Origin of the sequence: Pseudomonas sp. B37(2017), from assembly GCF_002112885.1 — a bacterium.
In the GTDB taxonomy this organism is placed as follows: Bacteria; Pseudomonadota; Gammaproteobacteria; order Pseudomonadales; family Pseudomonadaceae; genus Aquipseudomonas; species Aquipseudomonas paraglycinae.
Map to the genome: position 1 here is coordinate 447,683 of NZ_NEIX01000004.1, position 18,843 is coordinate 466,525.

Genomic DNA, 18,843 nt, shown 5'->3' on the forward strand with positions numbered 1-18,843 from the left:
CCTACATTTTGCATTCTGTGGTGCAGCGGCCATTGGCAACTGGCCCGTGCGGGCGTTGGATCATGACAATGCACAAAAATTCCGCTGGGCACCCGTGACAAAATGTTTAGGCACGCACAAACGGGTTCTTGCGCATTTCATCCCCCAGACGCGTATCCGGACCATGCCCGGCCACAACAGTCGCGTCTTCATCCAGGGTGTACAGCCGCTGCTTGATCGATCGCACGATGGTCGCCTGATCGCCGCCCCACAAATCCGTGCGCCCTACTCCGCGACGAAACAGCGTGTCGCCGGCAATCAACAGCTTAGCCTCGGAAAACCAGAAGCTCATGGAACCTGGCGTATGCCCCGGTGTGTGCAAGGCCACGCCGCAGCCGCAGGCCAGCTCTTCATCGTCGCTCAACCAGCGATCCGGTGACGGCACCGGCGTATATGGCACGCCGAACATCTGGCATTGCATCTCGAGGTTGTCCCACAGGAACTGATCTTCTTTATGCAAGTGCAGGGTGGCGCCGGTCTTCTCTTTCATCTGACCAGAGGCGAGGAAGTGATCGAGGTGCGCGTGGGTGTGGATGATGCTGACAACCTTCAGGCCCAGGGCGTCGAGCCTGGCCATGATGAGATCAGGATTGCCGCCCGGGTCGACGACGATGGCTTTTTTGGTGATCGAATCGCCGATGATCGTGCAATTGCACTGCAAGGGGCCGACGGGGAAGGTTTCTCGAATGAACGGGCTTGGCAAGGTCATGAGTTTCCTGGACGAACGGCTGGGGTTTTGCCTAAGGATTCTACTTCACTCGCCGACACAGATCGCCAGGTCAGAGAATTGACGCCACTAATCAGAAAATAGTGGCTCAATGATGTCAAATGTACAATTTCTCATGCAAAATCATATTTTTGTAGCGGTCGCGTTCAGGAAGGACCGCAGATATCAACCAGGAACGTCCCATGCCAAGCCCTCTCCGCTATTCGTTTACCACTTTTACAAGTATGACCGGTAACAAGTCTGTCGACGCCTTGCTGGCGGATGATCATTGGACCGGCCGCTGGGACGAGAGAGGAATGCCGGTCAAACTCACCTACAGTTTCATCGACACCGGTTCGTTTTTCGCCCGTGACTACAGTCCGTCGAATGAGTATTTGAACGGTTTCACGCTGTCCAACACACAACAATCGGCTGTCATCAGCGCGTTGAGTGGCTGGAGCGCTGTCGCCAACGTGCAATTCTCCCTGGTGCCTGAATCGGCTGCCAATGTCGGAGATCTGCGCTTCGGTGGTTACATGGGCATGGATAGCAAATACGCCGCATGGGCGTACTTCCCCGACGAAACACCTGCTGGTGGCGATGTCTGGATCGGCCCATCCACCGACGATCCAAACCCGGTAAAAGGCTCGTTCGACTACCTGACGTTCGTGCATGAAATCGGCCACGCGCTGGGCCTCAAGCACCCATTCGACACCACGCCGGACAACAAGCTGCTGCTGGATCCGTCACTGGACGACGTACGCTTCACCGTCATGAGTTACAACGACTCTTACTCCTATCAACCCACGACTCCGATGCTGCTGGATATTCTCGCCATCCAGAGTCTGTATGGCGCCAATACTCAGTGGCAGGCAGGCAATAACGTCTACTCCTGGGCGCCGACAAAGTCCGTATTCGAAACTATCTGGGATGGTGGCGGCTCCGACACGATCGATGCCAGTAATCAGCTTTCAGGCGTCAGCATCAACCTCAATCCAGGCCAGTTCAGCACTATCGGCAAAGCATTCCTGGCTCCAGATGGCAGCTTGTTCAATTCAGGCCTGGCCATCGCTTACGGCACCAATATCGAAAACGCCTTCGGCTCGAATTTCAATGACACCTTGATCGGTAACGCTCTGGATAATTCGCTGGTGGGTCTGGAAGGTGCAGATACCATGGATGGTGGCGCCGGTAACGATACGTACTTTGTCGACAACGTTGGCGACGTGGTCATCGAACGCGGCACATCGCCTACGGAAATCGATAGCGTCATGAGCACAATCGATTACACCCTGGGCGCCAACGTCGAGAACCTGACCTTGCTTGGCACCGATAACTTGAACGGTACCGGTAACTCGCTCAACAACCGTATCAACGGTAATGCCGGCAACAACATCCTTGATGGCGGCATCGGTGCCGACTTCATGGCTGGCGGCACAGGCAATGACACCTACATTGTCGACAACGTAAACGACATCGTCAGTGAAACCAGCACCCTGATCGGCGAGATCGACACGGTTAACTCGTCGGTCAACTACGCACTGGGTGCCAATCTCGAAAACCTCACTCTGACCGGTACCCGAGACACTTATGCCATCGGTAATGCGCTGAACAACGTACTCATCGGTAACGACGGAAACAACACTCTTAATGGTGGCGCCGGCAGCGACACTATGAGCGGCGGCAAAGGGAACGACACCTACGCCGTCGACAGCGTCGGCGATATTATCATTGAGGCTGCAAACGAGGGTTACGACACGGTAGTGAGTTATATCGACTACACCCTCGGCGCCAACATCGAAGAAGGCCAGTTGATCGGCAACGCCATCAGCCTGGCCGGCAATGAACTGGACAACGTGTTGATCGGCAATGCCCTGGCCAACAACCTGTTCGGCGGCGCTGGCAATGATGTGATCAACGGTGGTGCAGGAGGCGACCGCATGGTCGGCGGCCTGGGTGACGACACCTACATCGTCGACAATACCGGCGACATCATCGTTGAAGCCGCGAACGAGGGCCGTGACACAGTACAGGCCAGCGTCAACTACACCTTGAGCGCCAATATCGAAGAAGGCCAGTTGATCGGCAACGCCGCCAGCCTGACCGGCAACGATCTGGACAACATGCTCATCGGCAACGCCCAGGACAACACCCTGAACGGAATGGCAGGCGCCGACACCATGGACGGCGGCGCGGGGAACGACAGCTACTTCGTCGACAATGTCGGCGATGTCGTCATCGAGCGCGATGCCTCGCCAACCCAGATCGACGCCGTCAACTCGGTGATCGATTACACCCTGGGCGCCAATGTCGAGTGGCTCAACCTGCTGGGCAGCGACAACCTCAACGGCACCGGCAACGCATTGAACAACCGCATCACCGGCAACAGCGGAAACAACATCCTCGACGGCGGCCTGGGTGCCGACTTCATGGCTGGCGGTACCGGCAATGACACCTACATCGTCGACAACGTCAATGACGTCATCAGTGAAACCAGTACCCTGGCGAACGAGATCGATACCGTTCTGTCCTCGATCAACTGGCGACTGGGCGCCAACCTGGAAAACCTGACACTGACCGGCACCAGCGACACCTATGCAATCGGCAATGCCTTGAACAACGTTCTGATCGGCAACGACGGCAACAATGAAATCAACGGGGGTGCCGGCGTCGACACGATGAGTGGTGGCAAGGGTAACGACACCTACGCCGTCGACAATGCGGGCGATATCGTCATCGAAGCGGCGAACGAAGGTTACGATACGGTGCTCAGCTTCGTTAACTACACCTTGAGCGCCAACATCGAAGAAGGCCAGTTGATCGGCAACGCAGCCAGTCTGACCGGCAACAGTCTGGACAACGTGCTCATCGGTAACGCCCAGGACAACACCCTGAACGGAATGGCAGGCGCCGACACCATGGACGGCGGCGCGGGCAACGACAGCTACTTCGTCGACAATGTCGGCGATGTCGTCATCGAGCGCGATGCCTCGCCAACCCAGATCGATGCCGTCAACTCGGTGATCGATTACACCCTGGGCGCCAATGTCGAGTGGCTCAACCTGCTGGGCAGCGACAACCTCAACGGCACCGGCAACGCATTGAACAACCGCATCACCGGCAACAGCGGAAACAACATCCTCGACGGCGGCCTGGGTGCCGACTTCATGGCTGGCGGTACCGGCAATGACACCTACATCGTCGACAACGTCAATGACGTCATCAGTGAAACCAGTACCCTGGCGAACGAAATTGACACGGTCAAATCATCGATCAGCTGGAAACTGGGTGCCAACCTGGAAAACCTGACGCTGACCGGCACCGCGAATACCTATGCAGTCGGTAACGCCTTGAACAACGTTCTGACTGGCAACGACGGTAACAACGAGCTCAATGGCGGCGCGGGTATCGATACAATGATTGGTGGCAAGGGCGACGACTCTTACGCCCTCGATCAAGCAGCCGAACTGACGTTGATTCAGGAAAATGCAGCTGAAGGAAATGACACCCTGATCCTGCTATATCCTTCGACCGCGCAGACAAATGTCGTCGATCTCGGCATAAGCAATCTGCAGAACGTCGAAAATGTCACCCTCTCGGGGGCTGGGACATTCACCCTGCTCGGTAACAGCTTGAACAACACATTAATCGGTAACGACCAGGCCAACATTCTTGACGGTGGCGCCGGTGCCGACACCCTGACCGGTGGGGGCGGAGCGGATACATTTGTATTCAATGCCGTGAATGAAATGGGCTTGGGCGCAAATCGTGACGTCATTACCGACTTCAATCGTTTGCAGGGTGACAAGATTGACCTGACTCACTTCGATGCCAATTTGCTGAGTGCCGGCTTCAATGGCTTCACTTTCATTGGCGCGGACAACTTCACCGGTGCAGGTCAAGTTCGCTTCGTCGATCATGTCCTGTCAGGTAATGTCAGCGGCAACGCCGGTGCGGATTTTGAAATCCAGCTGGTAGGGGTAAACAGTTTCAGCGCGAATGACCTGGTGGCCTGATGCATTCTGTGCCGGCCAGTAACATAAGCCGAACGTAAAAAACACAACGCCCCGACTTGTTCGGGGCGTTGTGTTTTCTGATGTACATCGAAGGGAAATACAAAAAACTAGCCTATCAAACCCAACTCCTTGGCCCGGGCGACGGCTTGAGTCCGCCGTTCCACCCCGAGCTTGCTGTTGATATGACTGGCATGGGTTTTCACGGTATGCAGAGAGATGAACAGTTGCTCGCTGATTTCCTGATTCGAGCAGCCTTGGGCGATCAGACGCAGAACCGCCAGTTCGCGGCTGCTCAACTGTTCAGTGACCGGAGAATCCTGCGCCGTGCGCAAAACTGGCCGCGGGAAATGCTCCAGCAGTTGCTGACCGACAAGGCCCGGCGCATTCAGCGACAATTGCCCGCGCAACCAATCGGCGTGGTCTTTGACCAGAATGTCGAATGGCTGCAACACCCCGCCATTGGCAGCTTCCAATGCCTGGGCCAGGGATTTGCGGGCCTCGGGTTCGCGACCGTTTACCAACAGCAGCGCCACTTTCTGCGTCAACGCCATCACACTCAATAACTGGCGCCCGGTCTGCTGGCCGTTTTCCAGCAACACGTTCAAGCGCCCTTCGGCGAGCATTGGCTGCCCCTGAATGACATCCAGCAGCGCCTGCTGCAATTCGACATGCAACGGCAGCTGCGGATGAAACTCCGGCGGAGCCGCCGCGCGTTCACCGGTGTAGGTCTGGCCCAGTCGTGCCAGCCAGGCTTCGGCCAGATCGATACGCCCCTGAGCCAGCCACAGCTCACATTTGACCAGGGTGATCATCGCCAGGTAGTAGATCGGCGGGACGTCCCAGATGTGCATCAGGCGTTCGGCTTCGGCCAGTTCGGCGAAGGCCTTGGCGAAATCGTCGCTGCTGCCGTCGAGTCGTGCAATCACACAGTGGCCGATCAACACACTGATGTCACGGCAGGCCCGCGCTTCCGTCAGGCCTGCCTGCAATCGCGCCCTTGCCGCCTGCGGCTGCAATCGCATGGCCAGCAGAAACCCCTCATACAGCGTCAGGCGCGCACGCACGGCGTACAAACGCTGTGCGGACAATCCGCGCAAGCGCTCCAGCCCCTGGCGCACTTCATCGAGCGCACGCAGGATTTCGCCGCGCGCCTGCAGGACCCGCGCACGATCGTAATGCGCCAGTGCCTCGAACAAGGGATTGCCGACCCGCTGCGCCAGCTCAAGCGACTCGCGGTTCAGACCTCGTGCGCGCCACAGATCACCGTCGGCGATCGCCAGGTTGGACAAGGTCGACAGGCACATCAGGCGCTGGCCGTAGCGCTTGGCCGGCAGGCTTTCCAGTGCCTCGCTGCAATACTCGATGGTCTGCTCGCGATGGCCTCGCCCACGGGCGATGATCCCCTTCAGCGCCAGCCATTGGGCCAACATGGATTTCTGTGCGGTGGCCGAAGGCGCCGGCAGAAACCGGCTCAAATGGCTGGCCAGTTCTTCGGCCGCGTCGAGCTGACAGGCCAGCCCCAATGCCCAGCTGTACAACACGATCAGGCGCGGGGTGCTGATCAGCAGGCTGTCGGGCAAGTCCATCTTCCAGCGCAGCAGCATGCCGACGTTCTGCTCGGCCAGCAGTTGCTCCTCGGAGAGGTTCTGTACCAGGTTTGCCGCCACGTCCAGATGCCCAGCCCGCAAAGCCTGTTCCACCGCTTCATCCAGCAACCCCTGCGCATTGAACCAGCGGCAGGCGCGCAGATGCAGCGTCGCGGCCGGCACCAGTGCCCGGGTGATAGGCCGGCTGCGCAACAGGTCGGAAAACAGGTGATGATAACGATACCAGTGCCCGTGCTCGTCCAGCGGCACCAGGAACACCTGATGCGCCAGCAGGAAACGCAGGATTTCCGCGCTGTCATGGGCTTCGCGCACCGCGTCGCACAGTTCGCTGCAAAAGCGCTCCTGCGGTGCGGTGTCATAAAGAAACGCCTGAACCTCGGCAGGCAGGCAATCGATGACTTCTTCCAGCAGGTATTCGCGGATCAGCCCTTCCCCGCCGTTCAACGCTTGCGGCAGGGCCGATTCGGTACCGGCTTCAGCAATCGCCAGCAGCCAGAAACGCAGCCCGGCCACCCAGCCTTCGCTGCGCTGGATCAGGTTTTCCAGCGCTTCACCACGCAGGGAACTGCTGTGACGATCGAGCAGTGCCAGGGCTTCATCGTGGGTCAGGCGCAGATCCTGTTCGTTCAGTTCCAGCAACTGGCGCGACAGCCGCAGACGGGCCAGATGCCAGTCCGGCCTCTGCCGACTGGTGACCATGACCACCAGGCCATCCGGTAAATGATTGAGGAAAAATTGCAGGCAACGGTCGAGCACCGGCCCCTGGGCAAGATGGTAATCATCCAGTACCAACAGCAGCGGAGCCGTCGGTTGCAGATGCAGCGCCAGTTCATCCAGCAGGCCGTCGAGCCATTCTTCGAAGGCAAAGGGCTGGTGGCGCTGACGCATTTTCAGCAGCCCCAATGCCCGGCTGCCCAATTGCGGAAAGTAATCCTGCAAACCTTCGAGAAGACGTTCGAGAAACCGCCCCGGATCGTTGTCCCGCGGGCTCAGCCCCAGCCACAGGCTTTGCCAGTGTGCCGGCAGACTCTGGCAGAACTCCACCGCCAGCGAACTCTTGCCGAACCCGGCCGGGGCGCTGACCAGCAACAGGCGCCCTCCGAGCCCGGCACTCAAGCGCTCGCACAAACGGGGTCGCAGCACGTAGCCGTCGGGCAGCGGCGGACGGAAAAAACGTCCGTCCAGTGCCGCGACGGCAACGCTTGCAGGGCCCGGAAGTGGGGACAGATCAGTCATGGCCGGCTCTTGTTTGTATGGCTGTTGGCGGCGTAGCAGATGCCCGCAGACTAGCCTTAAACGGAGCGGTTATGAAGGTCGTTGCTACAAATGGCTACAAAAAGGCTACGGAAAAAGCGACAGGCAAAAAAACGCCCCGAACCTGTCGGGGCGTTTTCACGAGGATGCGGCCTCGGTTTACAGGAGCTTAGCGAATACCGTCCTGACGCAGGGCGGCCGGCGAGAAGTCGCTGATGGTGGCAGTGAAGCCAAAGTCATAAGCCCGGCTTTCTTCGTTCTTCATGCCCAGTGCCAGATAACGGCCGGACTGCAGATCGTAGAGCGTTTCCAAGGTGTACCAAGGCACCTGCACGTTGTAGTAATCCTGGGCGTGAGCTTCCGCCACGCGCCACAGTTGGTTGCGACCGTCGTAGTGATCGATCACGGCCGCTTGCCAGGTGTCTTCGTCGATGAAGAAGTCACGCTTGGCGTAGATGTGACGCTGACCTTCCTTCAGGGTCGCGGTCACGTGCCAGACGCGGCGCAGTTCATAACGCGCCAGATCCTGGTTGATATGCCCGGCCTTGATGATGTCGGCGTACTTGAGCTTCGGATCGTCGAGCTTGTAGCTGTCGGAAGCGATGTACATCTCTTGTTTGCCGACCAGTTTCCAGTCGTAGCGATCTGGAGCACCGTTGAACATGTCCAGGTTGTCGGAAGTACGCAGCCCGTCCGCCGCGGTACCCGGGCCGTCATACGACACTTGCGGTGCGCGACGTACACGACGCTGACCGGCGTTGTAGACCCACGCCGAACGCGGTTCCTTCACCTGATCGAGGGTCTCGTGCACCAGCAGCACGCCACCGGCCAGACGTGCCGGCGCGGTCACTTTCTGCTTGAAGTAGAACAGGATGTTGCCCGGGTTCGCCGGATCGTAATCCTTCATCCGGTCACGGAACACGAACTGATCCTGGAAGTACACCAGGCTGAACGAGCCATTCGGTTGCGGCGTGGCCTGGGTCACCAGACGGGTCACGCTGCCGCCGCGATAGCGGGTGATGTGGTTCCAGATGACTTCCACACCGGTTTTCGGAATCGGGAACGGCACGGCAGTATCGAAGTTTTCCAGGCCGTTGCCGCCTTGCACCAGATTCGTGGTGGTGGCGTTTTTCTTGATGGCGGCAAATACCGAGTCCGGCACGGTGGCACCGCGATGGGACGGGTAGACCGGCATCTTGAAGGTATCAGGGTAGCGCTGAAACATCGCGTACTGACCCGGCGCAAGCTTGGCCTTGTACTGATCGACGTTCTGTTTGGTGATGGTGAACAGCGGTTTTTCACTGGCGTACGGGTCGGACAGGAAGCCTTTGCTGTCGACGGTGCCGGCATTTTTCGGCATCGGTTTCCAGGCCGGGATCGAGCCGTCGGCGTTGCCGGCCATTTCTGCGCCCATCGGGGTCAGGCTCTTGCCCAGCTTGTCCGCTTCGGCGGCAGGCACCGCCGCCATGACACCGGTCGCCAGCAGCGACAGGCCCAGAACACCGGCGTGGAACAGACTTTTTGTTATTTTCATAAATTCGTTCGTCCTGAAAATGCAGTGCTTAGAAGTTCACGCCGAAGCTGAGCGCCACGAAGTCGCGGTCATCCACGGTGGTGTACTTGCCGTCGAAGAAGTTGGTGTAGGCCAGACTCGCGGTGTAGGTGTTCTGGTACTCGGCATCGACGCCCAGGCTCACGGCCTTGCGACCTTCCTCGAAGTTGCCGCCAGGGCCTGGCGAGTAACCGCTAACGTCGTGGGACCAAGCCACGTTCGGCTTGAGGTTCACGCCGGCGAACACGTCGTTGTATTCCCAGATGGCGCGACCGCGATAACCCCACGAAGTAGCCGTGGTGAAGCCTCCATTGGTGCAGTTGCGGCTACGATTGTTCTGTGGCGAGCCAGGGCCTGCACCGTTGATGGTGCCGGCGTTGAGGATGTTGGCACAGGTATTGGTAGTGCCAGTGGCCGGCAACTCGCCTGGTCCGTAGACCGGGTCACGGCCGTAACGGACGTCGGAAGTGCTTTCCAGGCCGCCGACATGGGTCACGCCCACTTCACCCACCAGGGTCAGACGGCTGGCGCCCATGACCTGATCGAAGAAGTGCGTAAGCGTGGTCTGGAACTGGGTGATTTCCTTGCGGCGATAACCGTGCAGGTCCTGGCCCGGAACACCTGTCAGCAGCGAAGCATTAGTCAGCGCGCCGCCCAGTGGACGCACACCGGCGAACAGGATGTCAGTGGAGTTCAACTGCACCGGAGCGTTCGGCCGGTAGCTGATTTCACCGCTCCACGCCGTACCGGTAGGCAGGGTGGTGGAGAAGCTCAGGCCATACAGGCGGATGTCTTCAGGGTACTCGACGAAATACTTCGAGTTACCCGCCACCAGCAGCGGCCCCAGCGCGGCGAACGGACCTGGCAAGGCCGCTGCAGTGTTGTAGACCGACTGCGGTGCGCCGGTAGCACTGAAGATCGGTGCACGGCTGTGGTAGTTCATGAAGTACGCGCCGAACTCGGTGTCGAGCGGTTCGAACATGTACTTGAGGGACGCGCCCCACTGGCCGCTGTCGCGTGCATCGCGATCACCGCCGCGCTGGACCAGAACGCCTTCTTCATTGACGTTGACGCCGTTGGCAGCCAATGGCCCCAGGGCAATGGCCGGGATCTGCGAGCGTTTGTTCAGCACGCGCAGGTTGTCGGTGCAACCGTCGGCAATGATGTCCGGCTGGGAGAAGAAAGTGCCGCAGTTGTCGACGACGGTCTGGTCCCACTCGAGCTGATAGAAGGCTTCGGCGGACAGGTTCTCGGTCAGGCTCTGGGACACGTAGAACATGTTGACCGGGATCAGGCCTTCCTTGATCTCGGCGCCCGGACGACGGAACGCGGACACGTCGATCGGGTTGATCGAGTTGATGCCGCCGCCGATGAAGGTACTTTCACCCCAGCTCACCACCTGTTTGCCCAGACGCACGGAGCCTGGCTGATCGGCGATCGAGTAGTTGTGGTAGACGAAGGCGTCGAGGATCTGACCGCCGGCGGACTTGGCGCCTTCCTTGCGGTTGTTGTCGCTGATGTCCTTGAACTCGCGGCTCTCGTCCTTCAGTTCGAAGTCGTACCAGTACTTGCCACGGACGAACACGCCGGTGTCGCCGTATTTCAGTTCGAGGTCATGGATGCCCTTGAAGATCTTCGAGAAGGTTTCGCCACTCTTGAAGTTGGCGTGGCCGTCGTCGGATGTCTGGGACAGACCGTGGCCGCCGTTGTTGACGCCGATGAGGTTCTTGTTCGGGCTCTGGGTGGACCAGCTGGCACCGATCGACAGGGAGGAGTCGAACTGGCCTTCGATTTCACCGACGTTGAAACTGACGCCGAATGCGGGCCCGGCGAGCGAAGAAGCAAGACTGACGGCCAGAGGCAGCTTTGCCCGGCGCCAGAACTGGTTTACTGAGGTCATCGACGCTACTCCATGTGCATTATTGTTATGGCAGTGAGTACTTTTAAAAACGCCTGAAGGACCGGGCGCCAGAGGCTTCCCGAAATCGCTTCAATGTTGCATCGCCCCGTTTGTGCGTGTGCCCCGTTCTTAAAAATCCTTGAGCGGACTATAGCCAGCAGGTGGTACTGCTTGATCCCTCTAAAGTGTGATTTGCAGCTGCCGGCCACTCTGGAACAGTCCTTTCGCCAGTCCGACGCATGTCGGCACGGCAAGGATGGCTGAAAATTCGGATTTCACAAGCCAAGCGCTTGCTTGGTGGGTCTGGCGCGCCGTTTTCGGCGCGCCAGGGGACGCTCAGAGCGTCGAGAGGAAGGTGCTGTTGTTGGCCTGCCATTCGGTGATGTCGAGGCGGATGCGCTTCTTGTCGAGCTTGCCGACACTGGTCTTGGGAATTTCAGTAACAAGCGCGATCTGGCTCGGAATCGCCCACTTGCTCAAGTGCCCCAGTTCAACGAACGGCTTGAGGTGTTCCTTGAGCTCACGGGCCCCGATTGCATGCCCTTCGCGGACCACCAGCAAGGCAAACGGGCGCTCGCCCCACTGCGGATCGGCGATGCCCACCACTGCTACTTCACGTACCGCGACGTGACGGCTGATCAGGTCTTCGAGGTCCAGCGAGGAGATCCACTCGCCGCCGGTCTTGATCACGTCCTTGATCCGGTCGCGGATGTCGATCACGCCCATGCTGTCCAGCGTGGCGACGTCGCCGGTGTGCAGCCAGCCGCCGGCCCACAGCTCGGCGCCCTTCTGCGGCTCGTTGAAATAACCCTCGGTCAGCCACGGTGCGCGCAACACCAGTTCGCCCTGGGTTTCACCGTCGGCCGGGAGGAAATTGCCCTCGGTATCGACGATGGCCGCTTCGACCAGTGGCCCGGGCACGCCGGCCTTGATCCGGTAGGTGGTGCGTTCGTCTTCGGTGCCTGCCATCAATTCATCGTTCAGATGCGCGCACGAGACCAGTGGCCCGGTTTCCGACATGCCATAGGCGGCCGTCAGTTGAATGCCCTTGCTCTTGGCCGTTTCGTACAGCGTGCGATTGAGCGCACTGCCGCCGATGACGATTTTCCAGCCGCCGAAATCGGTGCCCTGCGCGCCCTTGGCGTTGAGCACCATTTGCAGGATGGTTGGCACGCAATGGGAGAACGTGACCTTCTCCTTGCGCCACAGCTCGACCAGGAATTCCGGGTCGTAACGCCCCGGATAAACCTGCTTGAGCCCAAGCATGGTCGCCACATACGGCAGGCCCCACGCATGCACATGGAACATCGGGGTGATCGGCATGTACACGTCGTTGGTGCCCAGCAGCCGCACGCTGTCGATGGCGCCCATGATGGTCGACACGCCCATGGTGTGCAGCACCAGTTGCCGATGGGTGAAATACACGCCTTTCGGGTTGCCGGTGGTGCCCGTGGTGTAGAACGTGGTGGCAACCGAGTTTTCGTCGAAATCCTGGAAGTCGTACTGCGGACTCGCGGCCGCCAGCAGTTGCTCGTACTCGCCGACCAGGTTCGGCAGATCGGCGGTTTTTTCCGGCAGATCGGTCAGCAGCAGGGTTTTCTCCACCGTGGTCAGGTGCGGCGCGATGGCCTGGTACAGCCCGACAAACTCGCTGTTGACCAGCACAAAGCGGTCCTCGGCGTGGTTCATGGTGTAGAGGATCTGCTCCGGCGACAGGCGCACGTTGATCGTGTGAATCACCGCGCCGATCATCGGAATCGCAAACATGCACTCCAGGTAGCGATGGCTGTCCCAGTCCATCACCGCCACGGTGTCACCGGCCTTGACGCCGGCCGCCGTCAGCACGTTGGCCAGCCGCGCGACCCGTTCGATCAGCGTCGGGTAGCTGTAGCGCAGCTGGTCACGATAGATGATCTCGCGGGTTTTCTCGTAACGGGCGCCCGACATCAGCAGCCGCTTGATCAGCAGTGGATACTGGTACGCCCCTTCGGCGGGCGGAATAACGCGAGTCTGCAACATAAGAATCCCTTTTCTGACTGCACGGTGTTGGCTTTGGAGTTTCGTACTCTAGAACCCTTATACGTCAGCCAAATCAGCCAAAGGAATGATTTGCAGAGCCGTACAAATGCTAGCTTTGAGCCAGCATTTGCCGGTATTCGTCACCGCTCAGGCCGTTTGCCCTACGGCCGCTTCAGAAGGCGTGCGTGGGAAAACCACTGCTGCGAGGAAAGTCAAAGCGCCAAAACCCGCCAGAATCAGGTAAAGCCCCACAAAACCGTAGCGCGGTTCGACATAAGAAATCAGCGGAATCGCCGTCGCACTGGCACCGAACGATAAACAGTAACGCAAGGCAAACACACGCGACTGCCATTGCGGCGCGACGAAGTTGGCGACCATCGAATCGTTCACCGTCACCTGGCCGAACACCACGAACATGAACGCGGCACCAACAGCGATCACCGCCCAGCCATCGACATACGCCAACGCAAACAGCAACGGCGCCTGACACAACGTCAGGGCGATAAACGGCCACTTCAGGCTGACACGGTGCAACACCCGGCCGATGCTCAACTGGGCAATCGCACCGAAGGCATAGGCCAGGCTGACCACCACACCGAGGATTTGCGGCGAGGCGAACAGGTCATGCAAGCGGTCCTGAAACAGTTTCGGGTAGGTCATGGTGGTGGCGTTGAACACCACCCCGCCGGTGGCCGTGGCCAGGGCCAACACGCCAAACACCATGAACATCGAAATGCGCTGGCCGCCGGCGCCCTTGAGCGCGGTATGCGGGCGCTTGGGAATCGGCTCCTCGCGCACCTGCAAGGCAAAACCGATTCCCAGCACGATCGCCACCGCTCCCGGGATCAAAAACGCCGAACGCCAGCCGAACTGCGCCACCAGCAAACCGGTAATCAGTGCCGAGAACGCCACGCCGAGGTTGCCCCACATGCCGTTGATACCGATCTCGCGCCCGCGATTCTGCGCATAGGCCACTAGCATCGCCGTGCCGACCGGGTGGTAGATCGCAGCAAAAATGCCGATCAGGGTCAGGCCGATGACCAGCATCGTCGGGCTATTACTGAGACCGGTGAAGATCGCCGAGGCACCGATACCGAAGAAAAACACCAGCATCATCTGCCGCCGGCTCCAGTGATCCCCCAGCCAGCCGGCCGGTAGCGAACACGCGCCGAACGCGATGAAGCCGCCCAGCGACAGGCCGATCAGCGCGGCATAGTCGAGGGCGAAGGCCTGGGTCATGCCGAGCACGGCGGCGGGGAAAATCAGCATGAACATGTGATCGATCACATGGGCGGCGTTGATGTAGCGAATGACGTTTCTGGACTGGTTCATGACGGCACGCTTTACGTTGTAGTGAGCGCTCATGCTAAGTTGGCCGGAAAGCGCATTCCTGCCAACCAAGTCATCGAATCCGACATGTTGATCAGCCATTTCGAACACGGACCTGTCAGTGCCTATCCCCGGGATTATCTGGACGGCTCGCACCAGCCGCTGCACCTGCACCGCGAGGCGCAATTGCTTTATGCCGTGAGTGGAGTGATGCGGGTGGTCACAGCGCAAGGCGCCTGGGTGCTTCCGCCGAGTCGTGCGGTGTGGATTCCGCCCGAAGTCGCCCACGAGATTTTCATGTCCGGCGATGTGCAGATGCGTTCACTGTTCATCGCCCCCGAACTGGCGCCGGCCAGCCTGCGAAACTGCTGTGTGCTGGCGGTCACGCCCTTGCTGCGCGAGCTGATCCTGCGTGCGGTGCAGGGCCCACCGCATGCCGACAATCCGCTGATCCAGCAACTGATGCTGGAAGAACTCGCCAGCCTCGAAAATCTGCCGCTGCACATCCCGATGCCCAGTGACCGGCGCCTGCAAGGCATTTGCCTGGCGCTGTTGCGCACGCCGGATCATCCCAACACCCTGGAAGACTGGGCGCAGCAGGTCGGCGCCAGCTCACGCACGTTGGCGCGGCTGTTCCAGCAACAACTGAAGATGAATTTCAATGCCTGGCGCCAGCAACTGCGCCTGATGGAAGCCCTGCCCCGCCTGCTCGCCGGGGACAGCGTGCAGAGCGTGGCGCGGGATCTGGGTTACGGCAGCGCGCGGGCGTTCAGCGCGATGTTTCGCCGTTTGCTCGGGGACAATCCCCGGGAATACCTCAACGCCCTGAATCAGCTTCGCTCGATCAATGCATCTCGGTGAACGCGAGTTTTACGCCGATGGCGATCAGCACCGCGCCCATGGTGCGGTCGAACCAGTGGCCCATGCGGGCGAAACCGGCGCGCACGCGCTGCTGGCTGAACAGCATGGCCACCAGGCAGAACCAGGTGGCGGTCGCGACAGCGAGGTAAATCCCGTAACCAGCTTGTACTGTCAGCGGGGTGTGCGGGTTGATCACCACGGTGAACAGCGACAGGAAGAACAGCGTGGCTTTCGGGTTCAGGCCGTTGGTCACGAAACCCGAAGTGAAGGCACCACGGGCGGTGCGCTCGCCGGCCTCTTTGTGCAGATCATCGGTGACGGTTTTGGCCGGTTGCGCGCGCAGGGCCTTGAAGCCGATGTACAGCAGGTACGCGGCCGCCGCCCATTTCAGGGCGTTGAACAGCACGATCGATTGGGAAACGATCAGGCCGATCCCCAGCAGCGAATAACCCACGTGCAGGAAAATTGCCGTGCCCACGCCCAACGCGGTCCAGGTCCCGGCGCGTCGCCCATGGGTCACGCTTTCGCGCACCACCACGGCGAAATCAGGACCGGGGCTGGCGACGGCCAACAGGTGAATCAGGGCAACGGTCAAGAATTCGGTCCAGTACATGGGGGCTCCTTTCGGCCAAGCGTAACGAGTTGTTTCATCTGGTAGGCTCGGCAGATTACGCCTTCCCTTCAAAGCACAACAGGTACAGTTGATGACGAACGCCCACCGCGCCGTATTCCTCGATCACCCGTCGCTGGATCTTGGCGATCTCGACCTGAGCCCTTTGCGTGACTGCTTCAGCGATCTGCAACTGTTCGCGCAGACACTACCCGCGCAAGTGAGCGAACGCCTGCAAGGTGCGACCGTGGCGATCAGCAACAAGATCCTGATCGACGCCGCCGCCATGGCCGCCAACCCACAGTTGAAGCTAATCCTGATCACCGCCACCGGCACCAACAACGTCGATCTGGCCGCCGCCCGCGCCCATGGGATCACAGTGTGCAACTGTCAGGGTTACGGCACGCCGTCAGTGGCGCAACACACGATCATGCTGCTGCTCAATCTCGCCACGCGTCTGGCCGATTATCAAAAAGCCGTCGGTGAAGGCCGCTGGCAGCAGGCGAAACAGTTCTGCCTGCTGGATTACCCGATTGTCGAACTGGAAGGCAAAACCCTCGGCCTTCTCGGGCACGGCGAACTCGGCGGCGCGGTCGCGCGGCTGGCCGAAGCCTTTGGCATGCGCGTGCTGCTGGGGCAGATTCCGGGGCGCCCTGCCCGTCCGGATCGTCTGCCGCTGGAAGAATTGCTGCCGCAGATCGACGCCCTCACCCTGCACTGCCCGCTCAACGAACACACCCGACATTTCATCGGCGCCCGCGAACTCGCCTCGATGAAACCCGGCGCGTTCTTGGTCAACACCGCCCGGGGCGGGCTGATTGACGAACAGGCTCTGGCCGACGCCTTGCGCAGCGGTCATCTGGGCGGCGCGGCCACCGATGTGTTGAGCGTCGAACCACCGACCAACGGCAATCCGCTGCTGGCCGCCGACATCCCGCGTCTGATCGTCACCCCGCACAACGCCTGGGGCAGCCGCGAAGCGCGGCAGCGGATCGTCGGCCAACTGGTGGAAAACACCCAGGCGTTCTACAGCGGTAAGGCGCTGCGGGTCGTCAGTTGATAAACTGCGGCACTTTTTTTCACAGGAGCAGTTATGGATCCGCGCAGTGAAGTACTGCTTCGTCAGGCCGAGTTATTCCAGGGGGCGGTGTTGCTGGCCGGTTTGCCTGCCGATGATCTGCTGGGGCGCCTGCCCGATGCATTTGGCTGGTGCTGGCACGCCGGCGATCAGGCCGCACTCGAAGCGCGTTTCGAAGGGCGTAGCCATTTTGGCGTGAACGTACCGGAACGCGAATTCACCAACGCCGTGGTGTTTCTGCCCAAGGCCAAGGACCTGACCGATTACATCCTCAATGCCGTGGCTTCGCGTCTGGCCGGGCGTGAGGTGTATCTGGTCGGGGAAAAACGCAGCGGTATCGAAGGCGCCTCCAAACAGCTCAACCCGTTCGGCAAGCCGCGCAAGCTCGACAGCGCGCGCCATTGCCAGCTGTGGCAAGTGACCGTGGCCAACGCTCCGGAAGCCAAACCGCTGGAAAGCCTGGCGCAGACTTATGAGCTGCCGCTGGCCGAAGGCCCGTTGAAGGTCATCAGTCTCCCCGGTGTGTTCAGCCATGGCCGACTGGATCGCGGCAGCGCCCTGCTGCTGGAACACCTGGACAAACTGCCGAGCGGTCACCTGCTGGACTTCGGTTGCGGCGCCGGCGTGCTCGGTGCGGCGGTCAAGCGTCGTTACCCGCACAATCAGGTCACGTTGCTCGACGTTGATGCCTTCGCTGCCGCCAGCAGCCGTCTGACCCTGGCGGCCAACGGTCTGGAAGCCGAGGTGCTGACCGGTGACGGCATCGACGCAGCACCGATGGGTTTGAACGCGATTCTGAGCAATCCGCCGTTCCATGTCGGCGTGCACACCGATTATTTCGCCACCGAGAACTTGCTGCGAAAAGCAGCCAAACATCTGAAAAACGGCGGCGAACTTCGCTTGGTAGCGAACAGCTTTCTCAAGTATCAACCGCTGATCGAAGAGCATCTCGGGGTCTGCGCGATCAAGGCCGAAGGCAATGGTTTCCGGATTTACCGGGCCAAGCGCGGCTGAAAATTAGCACTTGCCGAATGGATTCTGCCTAGGCAGAATCCGCTCCGTCCTAGGGGAGTAGTCTCCCACGAGCGCCAAGCTCGTCCGGCATACGTCAACATACTTGATCCTCAGATCATGGCGTATGCGACCCAAGCGTCCGCAGCAGACGGATCGCAGGGTTTGACAAGACCTATGACACGCACACCTTACCCGGGGCGGGAAGGCTGTACGTGTCATAGCCGTGTCGACCCGCCCCTTAGGAAATCCTGATGCTGGACTCGTTACTCGTTCCCACCGCAATCGTTGCCTTGGCCGAAATCGGCGACAAGACGCAACTGCTCGCGCTGATTCTCGCCGCTCGCTTCCGCAAACCCTGGCCGATCATCGCCGGTATCGTGGCTGCGACCCTGGCCAACCACGCGGCAGCCGGTGCGGTCGGCGCCTGGTTCGGCAGCTTCTTCTCCGATTCGGTCCTGCACTGGATTCTCGCCGCGAGCTTCGCCGCCACCGCCCTGTGGACGCTGGTGCCGGACAAGATGGACGACGATGAAGCCAGCACCGCCCGCAAGTTCGGGCCATTCCTGACCACGCTGATTGCGTTCTTCCTCGCGGAAATCGGCGACAAGACTCAGATCGCTACCGTGATGCTTGCTGCGCAATACCCGGAGCTGTGGCTGGTGATCATCGGCACCACGGCGGGCATGCTGATTGCCAACGTGCCGGTGGTATTGGCGGGTAATTTTGCGGCGGAGAAACTGCCGTTGACCCTGATCCGTCGACTGGCCGCCTCGGCGTTCCTGATCCTGGCGATCGTCGCGGTGTACAAGGCGATGCAGAGCAGCGGCTGGGTTTGATCCGGCAGACCGCTCCCGCACC

12 protein-coding genes and 1 riboswitch are annotated in these 18,843 nt (G+C 60.1%); of the genes, 5 read left to right on the forward strand and 7 right to left on the reverse strand.

The window, feature by feature from the left end:
- Nucleotides 1–106: 106 nt before the first annotated feature.
- Nucleotides 107–748 (reverse strand): MBL fold metallo-hydrolase, encoded by a 642-nt coding sequence (locus CAF90_RS13935; protein ID WP_085606936.1) that lies wholly within the window; start codon nucleotides 746–748, stop codon nucleotides 107–109.
- Nucleotides 749–1,062: 314 nt separating this feature from the next.
- Here CAF90_RS13935 and CAF90_RS13940 point away from each other — a divergent pair, with 314 nt between their 5' ends.
- On the forward strand, nucleotides 1,063–4,761 hold the full coding sequence (locus CAF90_RS13940) for a M10 family metallopeptidase C-terminal domain-containing protein (RefSeq protein ID WP_256578888.1): 3,699 nt from the start codon (nucleotides 1,063–1,065) through the stop codon (nucleotides 4,759–4,761).
- A 107-nt stretch (nucleotides 4,762–4,868) separates the two neighbouring features.
- Here the strand turns inward: CAF90_RS13940 and CAF90_RS13945 are convergent, their stop codons facing one another.
- The 5 genes from CAF90_RS13945 to CAF90_RS13965 all read right to left on the reverse strand — a co-directional run bounded on the left by CAF90_RS13945 (nucleotide 4,869) and on the right by CAF90_RS13965 (nucleotide 14,425).
- Entirely contained in the window at nucleotides 4,869–7,604 is a 2,736-nt protein-coding gene (locus tag CAF90_RS13945; protein ID WP_085606940.1) for a LuxR C-terminal-related transcriptional regulator, read from the reverse strand.
- Nucleotides 7,605–7,791: 187 nt separating this feature from the next.
- Nucleotides 7,792–9,156 carry a DUF1329 domain-containing protein gene (locus CAF90_RS13950; RefSeq protein ID WP_085606942.1) on the reverse strand — a complete coding sequence of 455 codons (1,365 nt, stop codon included), beginning with the start codon at nucleotides 9,154–9,156 and terminating at the stop codon, nucleotides 7,792–7,794.
- A gap of 28 nt (nucleotides 9,157–9,184) precedes the next feature.
- Nucleotides 9,185–11,074 carry a DUF1302 domain-containing protein gene (locus CAF90_RS13955; protein ID WP_085606945.1) on the reverse strand — a complete coding sequence of 630 codons (1,890 nt, stop codon included), beginning with the start codon at nucleotides 11,072–11,074 and terminating at the stop codon, nucleotides 9,185–9,187.
- Nucleotides 11,075–11,410: 336 nt separating this feature from the next.
- Entirely contained in the window at nucleotides 11,411–13,093 is a 1,683-nt protein-coding gene (locus CAF90_RS13960; RefSeq protein ID WP_085606947.1) for a fatty acid--CoA ligase, read from the reverse strand.
- 147 nt (nucleotides 13,094–13,240) lie between these two features.
- The gene (locus CAF90_RS13965) at nucleotides 13,241–14,425 is read right to left on the reverse strand and encodes an MFS transporter (RefSeq protein ID WP_085607039.1); all 1,185 of its coding nucleotides are present in this window, start codon (nucleotides 14,423–14,425) and stop codon (nucleotides 13,241–13,243) included.
- An 84-nt stretch (nucleotides 14,426–14,509) separates the two neighbouring features.
- On the opposite strand from CAF90_RS13965, the gene CAF90_RS13970 reads away from it, so the two are divergent.
- Entirely contained in the window at nucleotides 14,510–15,283 is a 774-nt protein-coding gene (locus CAF90_RS13970; RefSeq protein WP_085606949.1) for a helix-turn-helix domain-containing protein, read from the forward strand.
- Here CAF90_RS13970 and CAF90_RS13975 read toward each other — a convergent pair.
- Complete coding sequence (locus CAF90_RS13975; protein ID WP_007956831.1) at nucleotides 15,267–15,896, reverse strand: LysE family translocator; 630 nt, start codon at nucleotides 15,894–15,896, stop codon at nucleotides 15,267–15,269. The genes CAF90_RS13970 and CAF90_RS13975 overlap by 17 nt on opposite strands.
- A gap of 91 nt (nucleotides 15,897–15,987) precedes the next feature.
- On the opposite strand from CAF90_RS13975, the gene CAF90_RS13980 reads away from it, so the two are divergent.
- The 3 genes from CAF90_RS13980 (at nucleotide 15,988) to CAF90_RS13990 (ending at nucleotide 18,821) form a co-directional block, all read left to right on the forward strand.
- Nucleotides 15,988–16,953, forward strand: a complete 966-nt coding sequence (locus tag CAF90_RS13980; RefSeq protein ID WP_085606951.1) for a 2-hydroxyacid dehydrogenase — start codon at nucleotides 15,988–15,990, stop codon at nucleotides 16,951–16,953.
- A gap of 33 nt (nucleotides 16,954–16,986) precedes the next feature.
- Nucleotides 16,987–17,985, forward strand: a complete 999-nt coding sequence (locus tag CAF90_RS13985; protein ID WP_085606953.1) for a class I SAM-dependent methyltransferase — start codon at nucleotides 16,987–16,989, stop codon at nucleotides 17,983–17,985.
- A 40-nt stretch (nucleotides 17,986–18,025) separates the two neighbouring features.
- A riboswitch (yybP-ykoY riboswitch) is annotated at nucleotides 18,026–18,148 on the forward strand.
- An 88-nt stretch (nucleotides 18,149–18,236) separates the two neighbouring features.
- Nucleotides 18,237–18,821, forward strand: coding sequence for a TMEM165/GDT1 family protein (locus CAF90_RS13990; RefSeq protein WP_007956837.1), 585 nt, complete (start codon nucleotides 18,237–18,239; stop codon nucleotides 18,819–18,821).
- The last annotated feature ends 22 nt before the right edge of the window (nucleotides 18,822–18,843 follow it).

Coding starts and splice junctions, on each gene's coding strand:
- CAF90_RS13960 (WP_085606947.1), bottom strand. CDS start 13,093: ATGTTGCAGACTCGCGTTATTCCGCCCGCCGAAGGGGCGTACCAGTAT.
- CAF90_RS13940 (WP_256578888.1), top strand. CDS start 1,063: ATGCCGGTCAAACTCACCTACAGTTTCATCGACACCGGTTCGTTTTTC.
- CAF90_RS13965 (WP_085607039.1), bottom strand. CDS start 14,425: ATGAACCAGTCCAGAAACGTCATTCGCTACATCAACGCCGCCCATGTG.
- CAF90_RS13985 (WP_085606953.1), top strand. CDS start 16,987: ATGGATCCGCGCAGTGAAGTACTGCTTCGTCAGGCCGAGTTATTCCAG.
- CAF90_RS13975 (WP_007956831.1), bottom strand. CDS start 15,896: ATGTACTGGACCGAATTCTTGACCGTTGCCCTGATTCACCTGTTGGCC.
- CAF90_RS13955 (WP_085606945.1), bottom strand. CDS start 11,074: ATGACCTCAGTAAACCAGTTCTGGCGCCGGGCAAAGCTGCCTCTGGCC.
- CAF90_RS13970 (WP_085606949.1), top strand. CDS start 14,510: ATGTTGATCAGCCATTTCGAACACGGACCTGTCAGTGCCTATCCCCGG.
- CAF90_RS13990 (WP_007956837.1), top strand. CDS start 18,237: ATGCTGGACTCGTTACTCGTTCCCACCGCAATCGTTGCCTTGGCCGAA.
- CAF90_RS13945 (WP_085606940.1), bottom strand. CDS start 7,604: ATGACTGATCTGTCCCCACTTCCGGGCCCTGCAAGCGTTGCCGTCGCG.
- CAF90_RS13980 (WP_085606951.1), top strand. CDS start 15,988: ATGACGAACGCCCACCGCGCCGTATTCCTCGATCACCCGTCGCTGGAT.
- CAF90_RS13950 (WP_085606942.1), bottom strand. CDS start 9,156: ATGAAAATAACAAAAAGTCTGTTCCACGCCGGTGTTCTGGGCCTGTCG.
- CAF90_RS13935 (WP_085606936.1), bottom strand. CDS start 748: ATGACCTTGCCAAGCCCGTTCATTCGAGAAACCTTCCCCGTCGGCCCC.